At 55.3% G+C, this 22401-nt stretch carries 5 protein-coding genes; 1 reads left to right on the forward strand and 4 read right to left on the reverse strand.

Going from position 1 to position 22401, the window contains the following annotated elements; translation table 11 throughout:
* Positions 1-45: 45 nt before the first annotated feature.
* On the forward strand, positions 46-1209 hold the full coding sequence (gene yhbH, locus NYE29_RS34430) for a sporulation protein YhbH (protein WP_076113309.1): 1164 nt from the start codon (positions 46-48) through the stop codon (positions 1207-1209).
* Positions 1210-1402: 193 nt separating this feature from the next.
* Here the strand turns inward: yhbH and NYE29_RS34435 are convergent, their stop codons facing one another.
* The 4 genes from NYE29_RS34435 to NYE29_RS34450 all read right to left on the reverse strand — a co-directional run bounded on the left by NYE29_RS34435 (position 1403) and on the right by NYE29_RS34450 (position 22378).
* Positions 1403-1684 (reverse strand): hypothetical protein, encoded by a 282-nt coding sequence (locus NYE29_RS34435; protein WP_076113266.1) that lies wholly within the window; start codon positions 1682-1684, stop codon positions 1403-1405.
* A 79-nt stretch (positions 1685-1763) separates the two neighbouring features.
* Positions 1764-2756, reverse strand: a complete 993-nt coding sequence (locus NYE29_RS34440) for a BtrH N-terminal domain-containing protein (RefSeq protein ID WP_076113265.1) — start codon at positions 2754-2756, stop codon at positions 1764-1766.
* Positions 2757-2789: 33 nt separating this feature from the next.
* The gene (locus NYE29_RS34445) at positions 2790-6500 is read right to left on the reverse strand and encodes an SDR family NAD(P)-dependent oxidoreductase (protein WP_076113264.1); all 3711 of its coding nucleotides are present in this window, start codon (positions 6498-6500) and stop codon (positions 2790-2792) included.
* A 110-nt stretch (positions 6501-6610) separates the two neighbouring features.
* Positions 6611-22378, reverse strand: coding sequence for a non-ribosomal peptide synthetase (locus tag NYE29_RS34450; protein WP_340899565.1), 15768 nt, complete (start codon positions 22376-22378; stop codon positions 6611-6613).
* Positions 22379-22401: the final 23 nt, after the last annotated feature.

The raw sequence follows: 22401 nt of genomic DNA on the forward strand, positions 1-22401 counted from the left end.
GTGCTTACGCCCGTACCGATTTATATTCCATGGGAGGTGGTCATCCTGTCGCAATCACCCGGTCCATATGCGTTTGTCGTGTCAAAAGAAGACTGGTCCCTTCACCGCAAAGGCCATCAGGATCAGGAACGTCATCAGCAGAAGGTCAGGGAAGCCATTAAGGATAATCTGCCCGACCTCGTTACCGAAGAGAACATTATCATGTCGGACGGAAAACAGATTGTAAAGGTGCCGATCCGAAGTCTGGATGAGTACCGGATTATCTATAACTTCCGCAAGCAAAAGCATGTCGGCCAAGGAGACGGGGAAAGCCAGGTTGGTGATGTGCTCGGCCGTGATTCGCAATCTGCCCAACCGGGCAAAGGTGACAAAGCCGGAGATCAGCCGGGTCAGGATACGGTTGAGGCTGAAGTGAACCTTGAGGATTTGGAGGACATTCTGTTCCAGGACCTGGAACTGCCCCACCTTGCACCGAAGGATAAGGAAGAGATCGAGGTCAAGTCCATCGTCTTCAACGATATCCGCAAAAAAGGCATGATGTCGAACATCGACAAAAAGCGCACCCTGCTGGAGAATCTGCGGCGCAACGCCAGCAACGGGAAACCCGGTATCCATAGCATCAGTCCCGACGATTTGCGCTATAAAACCTGGGATGATATTACGGTTCCTCATTCCAATGCAGTCATCATCGCCATGATGGATACCTCCGGATCTATGGGGACCTTTGAAAAATACTGCGCCCGCAGCTTCTTTTTCTGGATGACCCGCTTCCTGCGCCGGCAATATGAAAAGGTCGAAATTGTGTTTCTGGCTCATCATACGGAAGCCAAAGAGGTCAGTGAGCATGATTTCTTCACCCGGGGTGAAAGCGGGGGCACGATCTGCTCGTCAGCCTACCAGAAGGCGCTGGAGATTATCGACAGCCGGTATCCTCCGGCCAAATACAATATCTATCCTTTTCATTTCTCGGATGGCGACAATCTCACCTCGGATAATGAACGTTGCGTCAAGCTTATCGGGGAGCTGCTGAAGCGCAGCAATATGTTCGGTTACGGCGAGGTGAACCAGTACAACCGCAGCAGCACGCTGATGTCCGCCTACCGCCATCTGAAGCAGGAGCAGTTCATGCATTATGTGATTAAGGATAAGAAGGAGGTGTACCAGGCGCTCAAGACCTTTTTCGGCAAAAGAGATTTGGCGAAATCGTGATGAGCCGGATTTAGATGGAGAACTAATAAAATAATATTCTCTTCGAACCGCATCGGTCAGCATCTGCCGTGAGTGACATATCCCCTAAAATAAAAATGCAGCGCGTAGCCCAAGCGGATACGCGCTGCATTTTTATACTGCACCTAGCCCCTGAAGATCCCTTCCCTAAATACAAGCTTTTTCAGGGCTAACATTAATCATTCCTGTTTTTTGCAATAAATTCAGCAATTTGGATAAAACTCCGATCTGTTAGTATATTCAGGTCTCCTTGCAGCACCACGTTAAACTTTTTTTCAATATTAACGAGAATCATGATGAAATCAAGGGAATTAATATAATTGGACAACTCCAGGTCTCCTTCCAAGCTGGTCAGCAATCCAGTTTGACCCGATTTTCCTGCTTCTTCAGCTCTTTGCAAGAGATGAGCATTGATGATTTCAAGCAATTCCTGAGTAATCGTATCCATGGAATGCATAGTAGACGCTCCTTTGTATGGACCTAGTATGTGTTAACACCATCATCGATCTGTATAATCCCGTTCATCTGTGTACTCTTCATCGCTTCATTAAAAAGGTTTCGTAAAACTTTAATTCGGCATCGTAAATACTGCTGATTCGATCCGGCAATTCGGCGAATTGTTCAACATTAAACTGATTGGAGTATACATATTTGCCCACGATCGTTCTAATCATGCTCCACTCATTAGTAATACTCTGTAGAATGGCACTTAAAGGCTCCTGCTCCATCTGCAAAAGCTTCAGCTTGTAGCTCTCCGCTTGTTTCGCCAATATGATTGAATTCAGCTTATCGAGTTGCTGTGCAGCATAATCTATAGCTATGTGCGCTTGCTGCATCAACCTCCCATACCACAGCTCCGACACTTCCAGCAGCTGGTCTAGACCTTCTGTAATTACATTCATATTTGCCTGAATGAGTTCCTGGTATTGTTCCGCTTCGCCGGAAATCATTGAAGCAGCTTGATTCAGTCTATAAAATTCATAGTAGGAATCCAGCTTCATTTGTCCTTGATTGAATTCATGATCAAATTCAATATAAGCCCGCTCCAAATCTTCCATCCGAATTGTTTTTTTATCATAGGACAGGTTCTCCATCTGCAAATGTTCAATAATATGAAAATGGCCGGTACAATCATTATATCCATGAACTAAGATGGTGTGTGGCAAATGCTTCTTCCGAAAAGTGTCTTTGCGAATCGGCAATTCGTAACAATCAACCCATAGTACGACAGGTCTCCCCATGTCTACCGCACTCTTGATTTTGTCAACGACTGTTCCGGTAAACCGTTCCTTCTCGACTGCGATTCCAAGCCCTGCAAGAGCTTCAATAAGACCCTTATTGCTTCTGTAAGAGATTCCGCAAAGAGTGCCTTCCCCTGTCCGGGCCGTTTCATACACAAGCCAATCGTTAATCAGTAACGGCAATATACTAAGCTGAAAATGCCGTATAACCGGAAACAACGAATTATACAAGCAGCTTTGATAATAGATTTCGTTAAAAGGTTCTATCGGTTCAATGATTTTTGCCATCCCTTTTTCCCCGCTTTCACTTCAAACACGCACTCAGTCCTCAACCTTAGAATTCGAGTTTTCCAGAGTTTCCGCTATTTTCTCAAGCGTCCGGTCTTGTTCAATATTTAAATGGTCTACCGCCACACCATGCTTTTCCAGCTCAACCTCCACCCGGATAAGCAATAAGGAGTGTCCCCCCAAGTCGTAAAAATTGTCATCCACCCTCATCACATCACGTTCGAACAGTTCTCCCCAAATGCTTGCCAATAATTTCTCAAGTTCGGTGTATTCACCGGATTCTCTTCCAACCAGCTGTACGTTCTTGAAGAACGGTTGTTCCTGAATCTGACCATTCATCGCTACTTGATTTGCGTGTACAGCATTCATCTCTCCCAGAATCACTCTGGGCCGATTCGAATATAGGATTTGATCAAGTGCAGCCAGCGCAGAACGAGGTGTAATATGGCTAATATCTTTATCGCTTTCTTTGACGCCGTAATTAGCAGCCATACCGACTTCCTTCCAGGCCGGCCAATTGATAGAACAAGCCGTCATACCTAATCGGGATCGGTAGGAAGCGAATGAATCCATAAACCTGTTGGCAGCCGTGTAGTCCCCTTGACCCACTCCCCCAGTAAGCGAAGCGAGCGACGAGCACAGCACAAAAAAGTCAAGGTCATTGTCTTTCGTAAGCAAGTGTAAGTTCCATGTCCCCATTACTTTAGGAGATAAGACCGCGTCCATTTGCTCTTGGCTTCTCCTGAACAGCATCCCGTCTCCTGCGATGCCTGCAGCATGAAAAATTCCACTAATATTTCCGAAGCTGGCTCTAATCTGCTGGATCAGCACGTCCATTTGATCGAAATCGGTAACATCCGCGCTGTAAGAATGTATGGTTGAACCCAGACTCTCCATTTCTTCTATGCTTTCAATGATGCGTTTTCGTTTAGGATCATCCCCCGCTTTAATAGAGCTCCATTCTTCACGGCTCGGCAAGGGCGTCCGGCTTACAAGGGCAATGGAGATTTGCTGTTGTCTCGCCCAATGTTTGGCCACTTCTAAGCCAATCCCCCCATGTCCTCCTGTAATGACATAGACACCATTGTGGCGAATGGAAACGGCTTCGGTTGTTCCAAGATCCGCTGCCTGTAAGCTTTCTATATATCTAACGCCGTTGCGGTATGCAAATTCTGTCGCTTCTCTGATTGATGATAACATTTGCCCAATTACGGGAGGTTCAATCGTTATGTCCAAATCAAAGCTGCGAGTGTACAGGTACGGATGTTCTTGATGAATAACCTTCGCCATCCCGAGCATAGCGGCACCGATCGGATCGATCTGTGGCTCGTCCCCTGTCACGGCATTTGCAAATCGGGTAAGGACAGAAATCACTGTTTCTTGTCTTCGCTGCTTCTTGAACAATGCTTTTGATAAAGAAGCCAAGCTGTACACGCTGCGAACGAGGCGTTCCTGCAGCTCCAAGGTATGGTGCGGCAGCCGTTCTTCGAGATCAAAGGCATGGATGACATGCCCAACCTTTCCTACTTGCTCGAGCAATAAGAGGTAGTCAGAGTCATTGCCTGAAATCACGTATTCATAATCCGTTACTTTGCTGTACTGGGGTCCATAATAAACTTCAATATAATCCCGGTTTTGTCTTTCCAGCAATGTACAGATCTGGCCGCAAACCGGAGCCGTTGTTCGAAAGAAAACCGTCATCCCGTCAATGGGTTCCGGGAGTTTGTCATTAATACTTTGGGGCACCCATTTTGGCTGGTAATAACAATACTCCTCTTCATGCACGGATGTTAAAGTCTCACGTCTCTCAACAGGCTGTGTATGCTTCTCCGGAATGTTGATCCAGCATCTGCTTTTCGAATAGCTGTAGGTCGGCACACTGACTTTATTGTAAGAACGTGTCGGATATAACAGTTTCCAATTCATCTCTGTTCCTTGTGTATAAGCCTGAGCGAAATCATGAAACGTTCTTCCCGCACCGGACGAATCTTTGCTAATATTGGACAGAAGTTCTTTGACGTGCTCGGAAGCGGAACCGGATGCAGTTTCATAATTCGGCCAGGTGGCTTTGTTAGCGCTGACGTTATGGCTGCCGTAATAAATATGATGCTCTTCCATCGTAACGAATGGGGTTTTTAGAAATCGCTCCAATTGCTGAAGCAGTTCTTCTATGCTGCATGCCTTCAGCACCAAGCGGTGAGCGTAGTGGCCTCTCCCCGTATTAACGGTGTAGCAAATATCCCCGATTCTATGCTGGCCGGCAGAACTCGATAGGAAAAGTATATATCTGTTTACCATATCTAACAGGTTCGTTTGTTCCATGGCAGATAAGGTGAAAATATGATGCAAATTGTCAGGGGAAGCCTCTGTTCGTTCAGGAGCCTCCTCTAATACGACATGGCAATTCGTTCCGCTTAAACCGAACGAACTTACCCCGCATCTTCTTTTTGAACCTGGTGAACGCTCCCACTCGATTAACCGGTCTGCAATATAAACGGGCGAATTAATAAACGAAATATTAGGATTAGGTTGTTTAAAATGCAGCATCGGTGGAATTTGTTGATGCTCTAAGGCCAGCACGGCCTTAATAAAACCAGCGATTCCCGCTGCATGATCCAAATGACCGATATTCGTTTTGACAGAACCGATGGCGCAAAATTGCATCTTTGAGGTATGCTTGCGGAATGCATTGTGTATCCCTTGGATTTCGATAGGATCTCCCAGCTTTGTTGCCGTACCATGGGCTTCCAGATAGGAGATGGATTCGGGATCGATTCCCGCATCTTGCCATGCTCTTAGAATAACCCGCTCCTGTGCGGCTGGATTCGGTGCTGTTAGTCCTACCGAGCTTCCATCTTGATTCCATGCGCTGCCCTTAACGACCGCATAGATATGATCATGATCCAGCATCGCTTGATGCAGTGGTTTCAACAGAACAGCCGCAACTCCCTCTGCAGTATTTGTTCCATCCGATTCTGCATCGAATGTTCGCGTGTACCCGTCTGAGGATTCAGTTCCCATTTTGTAGTCATTCGCCTGACTGGCCGGTAACATATTGATTCTGACGCTTCCCGCTATCGCAGTATTGCATTCGCCTGCGCGAATAGAGCGGCATGCCAAATGAAGTGCAGACAAAGATGAAGAGCATGCAGTATCCACCAAACTGCTGGGGCCTTTAAAATCAAATATATAGGAAATCCTCCCGGCAATAATCGATTTTAGATTACCTGAAGTTGTCAGACCCACAAGCTCCGGAGCGGACATTTGCGCGAGTGCTTTGTATTCATTGAGCCCTTCGCTTGATAATCCGACGAATACTCCGGTTTCGCTGCCAACGAGCTCCCTCCCCCCATATCCCGCATCCTCCATGGTGGCATAGACAGTCTCCAGAAAGAGCCGTTGGTGTGGATCCATTAATTGAGCCTCAATAGCCGGCAGAGAAAAAAACTTATAATCGAACGTGTCGATGTTACCAAGATAAGTAGCTTTCTTAAATTCCTGAGGAGCAATGCCGCTTTGCTTTAGCACATCTGTAATATCTTTTTTGCGTGTTTGCGGAATTTCTTCGATTAGACTCTTCCCTTCAACCATACAATTCCAAAATTCATTTGTATTTTTTGCGCTCCCAATCTGACAGGATACACCAATCACTGCAATATCCTTACTTGAGATTTGTTCAAACTTGATATTCTCGTTCGTTGATAGCACTTCGGAAGTATCGAAGTCGACTAGTTTTTTTTTCACATTGCGCCCTCCAATTCGAAACTTACACTGATGTATAATTGGTAGAACAGAAGAGAAGGACCTTCGCTTGCCTTCTCTTCTCCTCTCTTCTCCTGTTCACTTCACGTCTCTTACAGACCGACCTTTTTTTCGCATTGTTCCAGCATTTTAGCCAATAAGCTTATGAACTGGCGAAGCAGCCTCTCTACAGACGCTTGTAAAATCCGGCCCTGGTTGTACTCACATGTCATGGACTGGACAATGCCAGCCTCTCCACAATTGAGCACGAGATCAAACTGCTTTGCAAAGCCTGACGGCAATGGGTCAGCGCCTGTAAATGCACAAAGGATTTGGCCTTCTTGCGGCTCATAAGCAGCATACTTCACCTGGTCCCAATGAAATCGCCCTTCCGTTTTCAGGTATCCGTCTACTATTGCAAAAACTTCCTCCAACTCTTCGGCTTCCCGGAACGAAACCTCAACCCGGCATACATCGCCGCCTTCTATCAAGCAAGGCAAAGTAACCGTTTCTGTATGTGCGTATTCCGACATTAAATATGCAAAAGCGGTCAACAGCACAGACATCTTTTGAATACTGTAGTGACCCGAAATGCGTTCCAAGCTTTGACTCGTTCGTTCCGAGAGCTCAAAGCGCAATACATCGCCAGGAATGTAGACTCCTTGCTCGGCCATACCTGACGTTGGGAAGGCGAGGGGGAGGTGCTTCCATGTAGATGCATGTTTTTGCACATGGACCGTTTCGATATACTGAGCCAATTGACGCACGTTCGGGTTTCCGAACAAATCCGCTACAACAAGTACGCCCGGATACTTTTGCTCTAGTTTGGAATATATATCCATAATGCGCAATGAGTTACCACCCACATGGAAGAAGTTATCCGTAACCCCGATGTCGTCTTTGTGAAGAACCTCTTGCCATACTTTCAAAATTCCAGACTCAATCTCAGTAGCAGGCGGTAGTTTTTCTTCTTGATCATGCATGGCCACATCTGGAACAGGCAGAAGTGTTCGGTTCACTTTGCCGTTATTATTGAGCGGAATATGGTCCAATTCCACAAAATAGGACGGGATCATATAGTCCGGCAGATGTCTGGACAGGTGAGCATGTATTTGGGCTACAGTCAGCGGCATGCTGCAAACCAGATAAGCGCATAGATATGCCTGCCCTTGCTCGTCCTTCCGGTCGACTACGACAGCTTCACGGATATGCCCATGCGCCTGAAGCTGCGCCTCGATCTCCCCGCACTCGATCCGGTAGCCGCGGATCTTCACTTGATGGTCGGTCCTGCCCAGGTACTCCAGGTTGCCGTCCGGCAGCCATCTCGCCAAATCCCCGGTCCGGTACATCCGCATCCCCGGCTCGAACGGGTTGTCTACGAACTTCTCCGCTGTCAGGTCCGGCCGGTTCAGATAGCCCCGGGCCACGCCGGCTCCCGTGAGACAGATTTCGCCCGGCACACCCATGGGCAGTAACCGGCCTTCCTGATCCAGAATATACACCCGCACATTGGACACCGGTTTACCGATCGGAACGATTCCCATCTCTTCTTCCGCCTCGTCTGCCGGCCACATCGTGGCGCACACCGTCGTTTCCGTCGGCCCGTACGCATTGATTAAGTTGACGTAAGGACTCCACTTCCGCACCACCTCCTGCGGACAGGCCGAGCCCGCCGTGATGACCGTTCTCAACGGGCGGACCTGCTCCGGATGCATCCGTGTTAAGTACGCCGGCGGCAGAGTGATTACTGTAATGCCGTTTTCCCGGATGTACTGCTCGAACTCCCCGAGGTGATGGATCACTTCCACCGGCACTATATGCAGTTGCGCCCCGCTGCACAGGCTCATCACGATTTCCGATAGAGAGGCATCGAACGAGAGCGATGCAAATTGGAGAATCCGGTCATCTCCGGTCATCTGCAGCGTACGTTGAAACATGGACGTCAAGTTGGCCACACTCCGGTGCTCGGCCATCACTCCTTTGGGCCGCCCCGTCGAGCCTGAAGTGTAGATGACGTATGCCAGGTTCTCCGGCCCGCTGACCGCTTCTAAATTGCAGCCATCGATACTGCTGCTTTCACCGACAGACATTGTACCGGTCGCAGCGGTTTCGGCCTTTGCTATCGTCAGTCCCAGCTTCGCTCCCGCAAAGGCAGTTTCCGCCAGCAGCGCCTCATCGCCTATCAGCCACTGACTGCCGCTGTCCTCCAGCATGTATTGGATGCGCTCTGCCGGATAGGCCGGATCGATCGGCAAGTACGCCCCGCCGGCTTTCAGGATGCCGAGCACCCCGACGATCATCTCCACCGAGCGTTCCATCAGGATCGCCACGATGTGGTCCGGCCCCATACCTTGCCCGCACAGCGTCCACGCCAGCTGATTCGCCCGCGCATTCAGCTCCGTATAGGTGAGCTGCTGTTCCCCGTACACGGCCGCCACCGCATGCGGCGTCTTCTTCACCTGTTCCTCGAACAGACCGTGAATTGTCGCTTCCCGCGGATACTCCGCCGCCGTGTCGTTGAACCCGTGCAGCAGCTGTTGCTTCTCCTCTGGCGTGACAAGCTCATACGAGCCGATGCTTGCCTCCGGCTGCCCGGTGATTTGCGACAAGAGCTGCATGAAGTGCATCAGGTACCGCCCTGCCGTCTCCTCGTTGAACAGCGCGCAGCTGTATTCCAGCATCAGTTGAAGTCCTTGATCACTCTCCGCAACGTTCAGCGTTAAGTCAAACTTCGTCGCCAGGTGATTTAGCTCGACCGGACGAACGTCAACATCCGCCAGGGTAAAGCGCGCCTGCTCCATGTTCTGCAGCACCAGCATCGTGTCAAACAGCGGGTTGCGGCTCCTATCGCGCCGCACGTTCAGCTTCTCTACCAGTTCCTCGAACGGATAGTCCTGATGCTCGAACGCCACCAGCGTCCGCTCCTTCACCTCGCGCACGAAGTCCATAAACCGCTTCTCCCCGGACGGGGCGTTGCGCAGCGCCAGCGTGTTCACGAACATTCCGATCATCGGCTCCGTATCACCATGCGTCCGCCCCGACACCGGCGTCCCGACCACGATGTCGGTCTGCCCCGTGTACTTGTGCAGCCACACGTTATAGGCGGCCAGCAGTACCATGTACAGCGTGGCTCCGGTCTCTGCCGCGATTCGTTTTAGGGCCTCTGCCGTCTCGGCGTTCACTTCGGTGTATACCCGTCCGCCTTCACTGCTTGGCACCGCTGGACGCCTCCGGTCGGCCGGCAGTTCCAGCACCGGTGCTTCCTCCGCATAGGCCGACAGCCAGTACGCCTCATGCCCTTGCATCCGCTCCACCCCGAGCGTGCCCTTCTGCCAGACCGCGTAGTCCTTGTACTGGATCCGTAGCGGCGCCAGTTCCCCGCCGGCATACGCCGCCATGAAGTCCGACACCAGAAGGTTCATCGACACGCCGTCCGACACGATATGATGCATGTCCCACACCAGCCAATGGCGCTCCTCCGCCAGCCGCAGCAGCCCGGTCCGCAGCAGCCCGGTCCGCAGCAGCGGCGCCTGACTCAGTTCGAACGGCCGTACGAAGCTCCGGGTGAGTTCCCGCGCCTGCGCTTCATCTGCATCCCGGCATACCCATTCAAACGCCACGTCTTCGTGCACCTGTTGCCGCGGTTCGCCGTCGATCCACGTGAACGACGTGCGTAGCGATTCGTGACGGGCGATAACCGAACGAACCGCTTGTTCCAGCCGATCCGCATCAATTTTCCCTGTTAGCTCCACGACTCCCGGCATGTTGTAGCGCGTGCTCTCCGGCTCCACCTCATGCAGCACGTATAGCCGCCGCTGCGCCGAAGACAGCGGATAATCCTTGCCCGGTTTCGCCGGTTCGATGGCGCTGTATGCCATCTTCGACATCCCCTCGATCTTCCGCGCCTGCTCCTTGATCGTCGGCAGTCGGAATACGTCCTGCAGCGTCAGCTCTACGTTCATCGTCTTCTGGATTTTGGACACCAGCGTGGTTGCCCGCAGCGAATGCCCACCAATCGCAAAAAAGTCGTCGCGCATCCCGATGTTCTCTACGCCAAGCACGTCCTGCCAAATCCCAAGCAGCTTCCGTTCCGTCTCGGTACTCGCTGCCTCATACCGTTCTTCCGAATGCATTCTGGCATCCGGCTCTGGCAACGCTTTACGGTTCAGCTTGCCGTTAGGGGTCAGCGGCAAGCGCTCCATCGGCATCATGTATCCCGGTATCATATAGGACGGCAGTGCCCGCCCGAGGTGCTCCCGAATCTCCGCCGAAGCCGTCTCCTCCTGCAGCACCATGTACGCGCACAAGTATTTCCCGCCGGCCGCATCCTCACGGGCGATCACCACTGCTTCGCGGACCGCCTCATGCTTCAGCAACTGGTTCTCGATTTCTCCCAGTTCCACCCGGTAGCCGCGGATCTTCACCTGGTAATCTTGGCGCCCCAGAAATTCCATATTGCCGTCCGGCAGCATGCGCCCCATGTCTCCCGTCCGGTACATCCGCCCCTGCGGCACAAACGGATTGGCCATAAACGATGCGCTGGTCTTCGCCGGATCGTTCAAATAGCCTCTGGCTACGCCCACTCCCCCGATATACAGCTCGCCGGCCACCCCGTACGGCACCGGATGCCGACCTGCGTCCAGAATATAGAAGGTATTGTTCGCCAGCGGCTTTCCGTACGGAATGCCCGTTTGATCCGCCGTAGCTTCCTGGATCGGATAGTAGTTAGACCATACGGTGGCTTCCGTCGCACCCCCAAGTCCTATCACTTGGACGTTCGGGAAGTATGCCTTCGCGCGTTCCGCCAAATCGACCGGAATCCAGTCCCCGCTCACCAGCGCCAGCCGTAAAGCCTTCTGGCTGATCGCCTCCTCCTGTTCCTCTAGGCCATGCAGCACATGATTCAGCGTCGTCGGCACCGAGTCCCAAATCGTAATGGCTTCCTCTTCCAGCAACTGCTGCATCTGCTTAGGATCCTGCACCTGCTCCCGGCTTGCAATCACAATCTGGGCACCTGCCGCCAGCGGTCCGAAAATGTCATACACCGACAAGTCGAAGCACATCGACGTGATGAACAACAGCCGGTCTTCCTCATGCACGCCACATTCCTGATTGACCCAGCTGACCAGGTTCACGGCCGAATGATGCTCAATCATGACGCCCTTCGGCTCTCCGGTTGAGCCAGAGGTGTAAATAATGTACGCCAACTCGTGCGAATCTTTGGCAAGGCGAAGCGCCTCACTGGAATGCTCAATCAGCGAAGGGTCCCGGCTGTCGACGAATAGCACAGGCGCTTCTGCATACGCCTGATCGACGACAACGACGCTTACTCCCGCATGGCTGATCATATGTGCGATCCGGCTTTGCGGGTAGTCCGGATCCATCGGTACATACGCCGCGCCGGCTTTCAGAATCGCCAGCATACCGATGATCATCTCAAAACCCCGCCCGGTCATCAGCCCGACATGATCATTGAGTTTCACCCCCTGGGCCCGCAGCCGCCGCGCCAACCGGTTCGACCGCTCATCCAGCTCCCGGTAGGTCAATGGCTGGCCGTTCCAGTTTAAAGCGGTCCGCCCGGGTGTCCTCGCCGCTTGTTCCTCGAACAGTTGGTGCAGCGTCTTCTCTGCTGCGTACGGCATATCCGTCCGGTTCCATTCGTACACGATCGCTTGCCGTTCTGCAGCCGTCATTAGGCGCTCTACCGACAAGATATCGGTCTCCTCGTCACATAGGGCTTCAAGGATTCGTTCGTACCAGGCGAACGCCGTTTCGATCTCCCGATCCTCAAAATAAGCTGGCGCATATTTGATCTGCATGTTCAGCCTGTTAAAGTATTGCGATACTTCCAGATCAAACCACGTATTCGTCATTTCGTTTGCTTCCAAGCTCAGCGCCGCCATCTCCGATGCCAACTCTTGCCCCGGCCCCATCTCCTCCAGCACATGAAAATCCGTATAGTTAAACAGCGTATCGAAGATCGGGTTGACGGACGGGCTCGACACTTCACCAATTGCATGGGCAATGTCGGCCAGAAACAGTTCATGCGCCTTCATTTGCCCAAGCTGCCGTTTTGTACGGTTCACCAGTTCCCGCTTGGACACTTCGCGCGCCAGCCCCATGCGGATCGGCACCGTATTGAGGAAGCAGCCTAATACTTTGTCTGCATCTTCGATGGCCGGCCGGTCGTGGCTGACCACGCCCGTGACAATCTCTTCCTCCGTCGTCAGGATGCCCAGCAAATACACGTGCGCGCTCAAGCACAGCTCCTTGACGGTACAACCGTGCCGCTTCGCCTGCCGCTTCAAGGCTCCCAGCAGCGTGCTGCTCAGTGGCCTGCGGTAAATTTTGCTGGCCGCTCCGCGGTCCCTCTTCTTGCCCGCGTAGTTAAACGGCAGCTTGTTGCGGGTATACCCCGCCAATTCGCGGATCCAATACTGCCGGCTCTCCTCGTCACTCTCCCGGAACCGGTTGATGGCCACATAATCCTTGTAATTGCTATCCAGCGGCTTGACCTCCGCCGGCTCTCCCTGCAGCAGCTGCTGATAAATGCCTGCAAACTCCTGCTGAAAGGACGCCACGCTCCATCCGTCCAGAATCGCATGGTGGAACGTAAACACCATGCAATAATCGTAGCGTACGTTCAGCCGGAACAAACGAACTCGCCACAGCACCTCGCCGTCGAACCGGAACAAGTTGCGCTGGTCCTGATCGATATGCGCACGGATGACGCGCTCCTGCTCCTCCCGGCTAAGTGAGGAGACATCTTCCACCGAAAACTCTGGCACGATCCGGTCGTGCACAAGCTGGACCTCTTCCTCGAAATGCGTGAGATCGAAGGTGGTACGCAGAATCGGATGCTTGTCGGATAACCGCTGCAGCGCTTCTGCGAACTGTTCTACCGAAACGATTTTGAAATGATATAAGAACTGATCGTGGTAAATCGGCTCCTCCGGCCGCAATCTTGAGTAGAACACCATGCTCTGTTGAATTTTGCTAAGCGGATACACGTCCTCGTAATCCTCTGGCAGGTGCTTCGCCTGCTCGGAATCCTCCATGATGCGCCGCTTCATCTGCTCCAGCATCTCCCGCCCCGACTCCAGCTGCCGGTTCGGCTTGTGCTCCTGCGCCAAAAGCTCAGCCAACTCTCCGATGGTCTGATGCAGGTACACATCTTTTAACGGGAGGGCCGCCTCCATGTCGCGATTCATCCGGCTGACGAGGCGGATCGCCTTGATCGAGTCGCCGCCCAGCACAAAGAAGTTATCGTGGACGCCGACCTGCTCCGCTCCCAGCACTTCCTGCCAAATCTCCGCCAGTTGCCGCTGCGTCGGCGTGCTTGGCGCTTCGTAGACGCTGCCGGTATGCGCCGATTCCGGCGCCGGCAGCGCCTTGCGCTCCACCTTGCCGTTAGAGTTCAGCGGCAGCTTCTCCAGCTCCACAAAATAAGACGGAATCATGTATTCCGGCAGCTGTACCGCCAGGTGCGCCCGTAGTTCTACAACCGGAACAGCTTCGTCACTCACGAGATACGCGCACAAGTATGCCTGCCCTTGCTCGTCCTCGCGGGCCATGACCACCGCTTCGCGGATCTGCGCATGCGCCAGAAGCCGCACCTCGATCTCCCCGCACTCGATCCGGTAGCCGCGGATCTTCACTTGATGGTCGATCCGGCCCAGGTACTCCAGGTTGCCGTCCGGCAGCCATCTCGCCAAATCGCCGGTCCGGTACATCCGCGTCCCCGGCTCGAACGGGTTGTCTACGAATTTCTCCGCCGTCAATTCCGGCCGGTTTAAATAACCCCGCGCCAGTCCGTCGCCCGTGATGCACAGCTCCCCCGCGACACCCATCGGCTGCAGTTGCTGCCCTTCGCCCAGAATATAGGCCCGCAGCGTCGGTAACGGCTTGCCGATGTTGCTGATGCCGTTTGTGATCTCCGCCTCTCCAAGCTTCTTGTACGTCACGTGCACGGTCGTTTCCGTGATCCCGTACATGTTGATCAATTCCGTATGGGGATACTTCCGCCGCCATGCCCGCAACTGGCCCGGCGCCAGCGCTTCTCCGCCAAAGATCACGGCTCGCACGCACAGCTCCGCGTCCGCCTCTTCCATTTCCCGCTCTGACAACGCATAAAACGCGCTCGGCGTCTGGTTCAACACCGTCACCCGCTCCTGCCGCAGCAGCCGCACCATCTGCTCCGGGTCCCTCGCCGTCATCAGCGGCACAACCACCAGCTTGCCTCCATAAAGCAGCGCTCCGTACATTTCCCATACCGAAAAATCGAAGCAATACGAGTGGAACAACGTCCACACGTCCCGTTCGTTGAAATCAAACGCCATGCGGTCGTTGAACAACAGCCGCACCACGTTCCGATGCGTAATCATCGTCCCTTTTGGCTTTCCGGTCGTCCCTGAGGTATAGATCACGTAGGCCAGATGCTCCGGCTTCGTCGCCTGCGGCGGATTCTCCGCAGGCATCGGCTCCGTTTCTAAGGCATATACCCGGCATCCCGCGAACGGAAGTGCCGGCGTCCGAAGCTCGACGTCACGGGTCGTCACCAGCCACTGCGCCCCGCTGTCCGCCAGCGTATAGGCGATTCGCTCAGCCGGATAATCCGGATCGATCGGCAAGTACGCCCCGCCGGCCTTCAGGATGCCGAGCACCCCGACGAGCATCTCCACCGAGCGATCCATCAGGATCGCCACGATACGGTCCGGCCCCACACCTTGCCCGCGCAGCGTCCACGCCAGTTGATTCGCCCGCGCGTTCAGCTCCGCATAGGTCAGCTGCTGATCTCCGTACACGGCCGCCACCGCATGCGGCGTCTTCTCCACCTGCTTTTCGAACAGACCGTGGATCGTCACTTCCCGCGGATACTCCGCCGCCGTGTCGTTGAACGCATGCAGCAGCTCTTGCTTCTCCTCCGCCGTGACAAGCTCATACGAGCCAATGCTTGCTTCCGGCTGCCCGGTGATTTGGGATAAGAGCTGCACGAAGTGCATCAGATACCGCCCGGCTGTCTCCTCGTTGAACAGTGCGCTGCTGTATTCCAGCAACAGCTGAAGTCCTTGCTCACTCTCCGCGACATTCAGCGTTAAGTCAAACTTCGTCGCCCGGTGGTTCAGCTCGACCGGACGTACGTCAACATCCGCCAGCCCAAAGCGCGCCTGCTCCATGTTCTGCAGTACCAGCATTGTGTCAAACAAGGGGTTACGGCTCATATCGCGCCATACGTTCAGCTTCTCTACCAGTTCCTCGAACGGATAGTCCTGATGCTCAAACGCCGCCAGCGTCCGCTCCTTCACCTCGCGCACGAAGTCCATAAACCGCTTCTCCCCGGACGGGGCGTTGCGCAGCGCCAGCGTATTCACGAACATCCCGATCATCGGCTCCGTATCCGCATGCGTCCGTCCCGACACCGGCGTCCCGACCACAATGTCGCTTTGCCCTGTGTACTTGTGCAGCCACACGTTATAGGCGGCCAGCAGCACCATGTACAGCGTGGCTCCGGTCTCTGCCGCGATTCGTTTTAGGGCCTCTGCCGTCTCGGCGTTCACTTCGGTGTATACCCGTCCGCCTTCACTGCTTAACACCGCCGGACGCGTCCGGTCGGCCGGCAGCTCCAGCACCGGCGCTTCCTCCGCATAGGCCGACAGCCAGTACGCCTCATGCTCTTGCATCCGCTCCACCCCGAGCGTGCTCTGCTGCCAGACCGCGTAGTCCTTGTACTGGATCCGCAGCGGCGCCAGCTCCCCGCCGGCATACGCCGCCATGAAGTCTGACACCAGAAGGTTCATCGACACGCCGTCCGACACGATATGGTGCATGTCCCACACCAGCCAATGGCGCTCCTCCGCCAGCCGCAGCAGCCCGGCCCGCAGCAGCGGCGCCTGACCCAGTGCGAACGGTTGCACAAAATTTCGGATGAGTTCCGGGGCTTGCCCTTCATCTGCATCCCGGCATACCCATTCAAACACCACGTCTTCGTGTACCTGTTGTCTCGGTTCGCCGTCGATCCACGTGAACGACGTGCGCAGCGATTCGTGACGGGCGATAACCGAGCAAATCGCTTGTTCCAGCCGATCCGCATCCACCTGCCCGGCCAGTTCCACGACGCCCGGCATGTTGTAGCGCGTGCTCTCCGGCTCCACCTCATGCAGCACGTATAGCCGCCGCTGCGCCGAAGACAGCGGATAATCCTTGCCCGGCTTCACCGGTTCGATCCGGCCATAGCCGCTTTCCTCCGTGCTGCGCACATAGACCGCCAACGCCTTCACCGTCGGGCGTGCGAACAGCTCCCGCAGCGGCAGCTCCACCGCCAGCTGCTGATGAATGCGCGACACCAGCGTCATCGCTTTCAGCGAGTGACCGCCGCGCTCGAAGAACGAATCGCCGATGCCGACCTCGTTTACCCCCAGCACTCCTGCGAACAACTCCGCCAATTGCGTCTCCAGTGCATCCCGCGGCGCTTCATAGCCTTCGCTGTACGCCTCCCGGTCCGGCGCAGGCAGCGCCTTCCGGTCCACCTTGCCGTTAGGGCTCAGCGGCAGCTTCTCCAGCTCCACAAAGTAGGACGGGATCATGTAATCCGGCAGCTGTGTTGCCAGTTGCGCCCGCAGCTCCGGTACCGGAACCGCTTCGTCGCTCACAAGATACGCGCACAAGTACGCCTGCCCTTGCTCGTCCTCGCGGGCCATGACCACCGCTTCGCGGATCTGCGCATGCGCCAGAATCCGCACCTCGATCTCCCCGCACTCGATCCGGTAGCCGCGGATCTTCACTTGATGGTCGATCCGGCCCAGGTACTCCAGGTTGCCGTCCGGCAGCCATCTCGCCAAATCGCCGGTCCGGTACATCCGCGCACCCGGCTCGAACGGGTTGTCTACGAATTTCTCCGCCGTCAGTTCCGACCGGTTCAGATAGCCCCGCGCCAGTCCGTCCCCCGCTATACATAGTTCACCCGCGACGCCTATCGGCTGCAGCTGCCGCTTGTCGTTCACAATGTACAGCTGCGTATTGGCGATCGGCCCCCCGACGGTCACTGTCTGGTCGACGGTCGCTTCCCGCATCGCTGACCAAATCGTCGTCTCCGTCGGACCGTACATATTGAACAGCGCGGCCTTCGATTTGCTTTGCAGATCAGCCAGCAGATCGTCCGTCCATGCCTCCCCGCCGACTAGTATTTCCGTTACGCCTTCAAGCCACGCCACGCAGCCCGCCGACAACAGCATCTTCAGCCGCGACGGTGTCATCTGCACCATGCCAATGCGCTGGCGTTCGATCAGCGCCGCCAGCTGCTGAGGGTCCTTCTGCTGTTCTTCGCTCGCTGCCACCACCCGCATGCCTTGCGTCAACGCTAGCAGCGTCTCCACCACCGAGATGTCGAATGACAGTGTGGTCGCAAATAAAATCGACTTCGCCGGAGCGAATGGAATCACTCTCGTCATCCCTGTGATGAAGTTAACCACCGAGCGATGCTCAATCATGACCCCTTTGGGGTTTCCTGTTGTCCCCGAGGTATAGATCACATACGCCAACTCGCCCGACGTTACGTGAAGTGCGAAATTCGCCCCGGCCGGTGCTTGCCCGGCTTCCGCCAGGTCCAGCACCGTGCCCTCAAATCCGCATGGATCCAGGCCAGGCTGAATCAGCAGTACCGCCGCGCCGCTGTCCCCGAGCATATACCGGATGCGTTCGGCCGGCAGCGCCGGATCGATCGGCAAGTACGCTCCGCCAGCCTTCAGTATGCCGAGCACCCCGACGAGCATCTCCACCGAGCGATCCATCAGGATCGCCACGATACGGTCCGGCCCCACACCTTGCCCGCGCAGCGTCCACGCCAGCTGATTCGCCTGCGCATTCAGCTCCGCATAGGTCAGCTGCTGATCCCCGTACACTACCGCCACCGCATGCGGCGTCTTCTCCACCTGCTCTTCGAACAGACCGTGGATCGTCGCTTCCCGCGGATACTCCGCTGCCGTGTCGTTGAACCCGTGCAGCAGCTGTTGCTTCTCCGCTGGCGTGACAAGCTCATACAAGCCGATGCTTGCTTCCGGCTGCCCGGTGATTTGCGACAAGAGCTGCACAAAGTGCATCAGGTACCGCCCGGCTGTCTCCTCGTTGAACAGTGCGCTGCTGTATTCCAGCAACAGCTGAAGTCCTTGCTCACTCTCCGCGACATTCAGCGTTAAGTCAAACTTCGTCGCCCGGTGGTTCAGCTCGACCGGACGAACGTCAACATCCGCCAGGCCAAAGCGCGCCTGCTCCATGTTCTGCAGCACCAGCATCGTGTCAAACAAGGGGTTGCGGCTCATATCGCGCCGTACGTTCAGCTTCTCGACCAGTTCCTCGAACGGATAGTCCTGATGCTCAAACGCCGCCAGCGTCCGCTCCTTCACTTCGCGCAAAAAGTCCATAAACCGCTTGTCCCCGGACGGGGCGTTGCGCAGCGCCAGCGTATTCACGAACATCCCGATCATCGGCTCCGTATCTGCATGCGTCCGCCCCGACACCGGCGTGCCAACCACGATGTCGGTCTGCCCCGTGTACTTGTGCAGCCACACGTTATAGGCAGCCAGCAGCACCATGTACAGCGTGGCTCCGGTCTCTGCGGCAATCTGCTTCAGCCCCTCGGCTACGTCCGCGCTGATCTGCGCATGAACCTGCCCGCCTTCACTGCTTGGCACCGCCGCACGCGTACGGTCGGCCGGCAGCTCCAGCACCGGCGCTTCCTCCGCATAGACCGACAGCCAGTACGCCTCATGCTCTTGCATCCGCTCCACCCCGAGCGTGCTCTGCTGCCAGACCGCGTAGTCCTTGTACTGGATCCGCAGCGGCGCCAGCTCCCCGCCGGCATACGCCGCCATGAAGTCTGACACCAGAAGGTTCATCGACACGCCGTCCGAGACGATATGATGCATGTCCCACACCAGCCAATGGCGCTCCTCCGCCAGTCGCAGCAACCCGGCCCGCAGCAGCGGCGCCTGACCCAGTGCGAACGGTTGCACAAAATTCCGGATGAGTTCCCGTGCCTGCCCTTCATCTGCATCCCTACATACCCATTCAAACACCACGTCTTCGTGTACCTGTTGTCTCGGTTCTCCGTCGATCCACCTGAACGACGTACGCAGCGATTCGTGACGGGCGATAACCGAGCGAATCGCTTGCTCCAGCCGATCCGCATCCACCTGCCCTGTTAGCTCCATAACCCCCGGCATGTTGTAGCGTGTGCTCTCCGGCTCCACCTCATGCAGCACGTATAGCCGCCGCTGCGCCGAAGACAGCGGGTACGATGCCTGCGCCGATGCCGGCTCGATTCGGCCGTAGCCGCTTTCCTCCGTGCTGCGCACATAGACCGCCAACGCCTTCACCGTCGGGCGTGCGAACAGCTCCCGCAGCGGCAGCTCCACCGCCAGCTGCTGATGAATGCGCGACACCAGCGTCATCGCTTTCAGCGAGTGACCGCCGCGCTCGAAAAACGAATCGCCGATGCCGACTTCGTTTACCCCCAGCACCTCTGCGAACAACTCCGCCAATTGCGTCTCCAGCGCATCCCGCGGCGCTTCATAGCCTTCGCTGTACGCCTCCCGGTCCGGCGCCGGCAGCGCCTTCCGGTCCACCTTGCCGTTAGAGTTCAGCGGCAGCTTCTCCAGCTCCACAAAGTAGGACGGGATCATGTATTCCGGCAGTTGTACCGCCAGGTGCGCACGCAGCTCCGGTACCGGAACGGCTTCGTCGCTTACAAGATACGCGCACAAGTATGCCTGCCCTTGCTCGTCCTCGCGGGCCATGACCACCGCTTCGCGGATCTGCGCATGCGCCATGAGATGCGCCTCGATCTCCCCGCACTCGATCCGGTAGCCGCGGATCTTCACTTGGTGGTCGATCCGGCCCAGGTACTCCAGGTTGCCGTCCGGCAGCCATCTTGCCAAATCGCCGGTCCGGTACATCCGCGTCCCCGGCTCGAACGGGTTGTCGACGAATTTCTCCGCCGTCAATTCCGGCCGGTTCAGATAGCCCCGCGCCAGTCCGTCGCCCGTGATGCACAGCTCCCCCGCGACGCCCATCGGCTGCAGTTGCTGCCCTTCCCCCAGAATATAGGCCCGCAGCGTCGGTAACGGCTTGCCGATGTTGCTGATGCCGCTTGTGATCTCCGCCTCTCCAAGCTTCTTGTACGTCACGTGCACGGTCGTTTCCGTGATCCCGTACATGTTGATCAATTCCGTATGGGGATACTTCCGCTGCCATGCCCGCAACTGGCCCGGCGCCAGCGCTTCTCCGCCAAAGATCACGGCTCGCACGCACAGCTTCGCGTCCGCCTCTTCCATTTCCCGCTCTGACAACGCATAAAACGCGCTCGGCGTCTGGTTCAACACCGTCACCCGCTCCTGCCGCAGCAGCCGCACCATCTGCTTCGGATCCCTCGCCGTCATCAGCGGCACAACAACCAGCTTACCTCCATAAAGCAGCGCTCCGTACATTTCCCATACCGAGAAATCGAAGCAATACGAGTGGAACAACGTCCACACGTCCCGTTCGTTGAAATCAAACGCCATGTGGTCGTTGAACAACAGCCGCACCACGTTCCGATGCGTAATCATCGTCCCTTTCGGCTTTCCGGTCGTCCCTGAGGTATAGATCACGTAGGCCAGATGCTCCGGCTTCGTCGCCTGCGGCGGATTCTCCGCGGGCATCGGCTCCGTTTCTAAGGCATATACCCGGCATCCCGCAAACGGAAGCGCCGGTGTCCGAAGCTCGACGTCACGGGTCGTCACCAGCCACTCCGCTCCGCTGTCCGCCAGCGTATAGGCGATTCGCTCAGCCGGATAATCCGGATCGATCGGCAAGTACGCCCCGCCGGCCTTCAGGATGCCGAGCATCCCGACGAGCATCTCCACCGAGCGATCCATCAGGATCGCCACGATACGGTCCGGCCCCACACCTTGCCCGCGCAGCGTCCACGCCAGTTGGTTCGCCCGCGCATTCAGCTCCGCATAGGTCAGCTGCTGATCCCCGTACACGGCCGCCACCGCATGCGGCGTCTTCTCCACCTGCTTTTCGAACAGACCGTGGATCGTTGCTTCCCGCGGATACTCCGCCGCCGTGTCGTTGAACGCATGCAGCAGCTCTTGCTTCTCCTGATCCGAAACCATATCGATCTGAGCAAGCGGCGTGTTTATCTGTTCCATTATTAAATCAAGGAAGTAAGCGAGCTGCTGCTTCAACCTGATCAGGCTCTCATGAGCATAGCGACTTGCATCATAATGCATTACAAATGAAAGTGTGTCGTCCTTCTTTTGAAAAAATATGTGTATGAGACATTCAGAGAGGATAGGGTCAATCGTTTGGTGAATGCTGTTAAGTGAGACAATCGTACCGAAACGCAATAACTCGTTACGGTTCATAGGCAGCCCGGTTTTCTCGGCTATGTAAGGATGGGGAAATTTCTGATGTTTGGCGGCTTTCGTTAAGCCATTGCGCACCTGGATTAGCACGTCCCTGAAAGTACTCTCAGAGCGGATTTGGATTCGAATCGGCAATACAGCCGAAGCAACTTCTTCGCTTCCTTTTTTTTTCAGTGGAGGCATACCTACTAATAAATCCGTAAGATTCAGATACCGGGAAAGAAACAACAGCGTTCCGGACATTAAGACCATGAACATTGCCTGTTCCGAGTTTTTAGATAGCGACTCTACACGATGTAAGGTCTCATTCGAAAGTTGCTGCTCAACCTGTCGGAACGACTGGCCGGCTATAACGCCTTCTCTGCCTAGAGAGAGGGTTGTTGGTGCGGGAGATTCCGCAAGCTGTTCAAGCCAATAATCAACGGCCTCCGAGTATTTACCACTAGAAGCCATAAGCCTAACGGTTAAAGAATCCATTTTTGAACCTCCAATACATTGAG

Source organism: Paenibacillus sp. FSL M7-1046, assembly GCF_038007405.1.
GTDB lineage: Bacteria > Bacillota > Bacilli > Paenibacillales > Paenibacillaceae > Paenibacillus_AQ.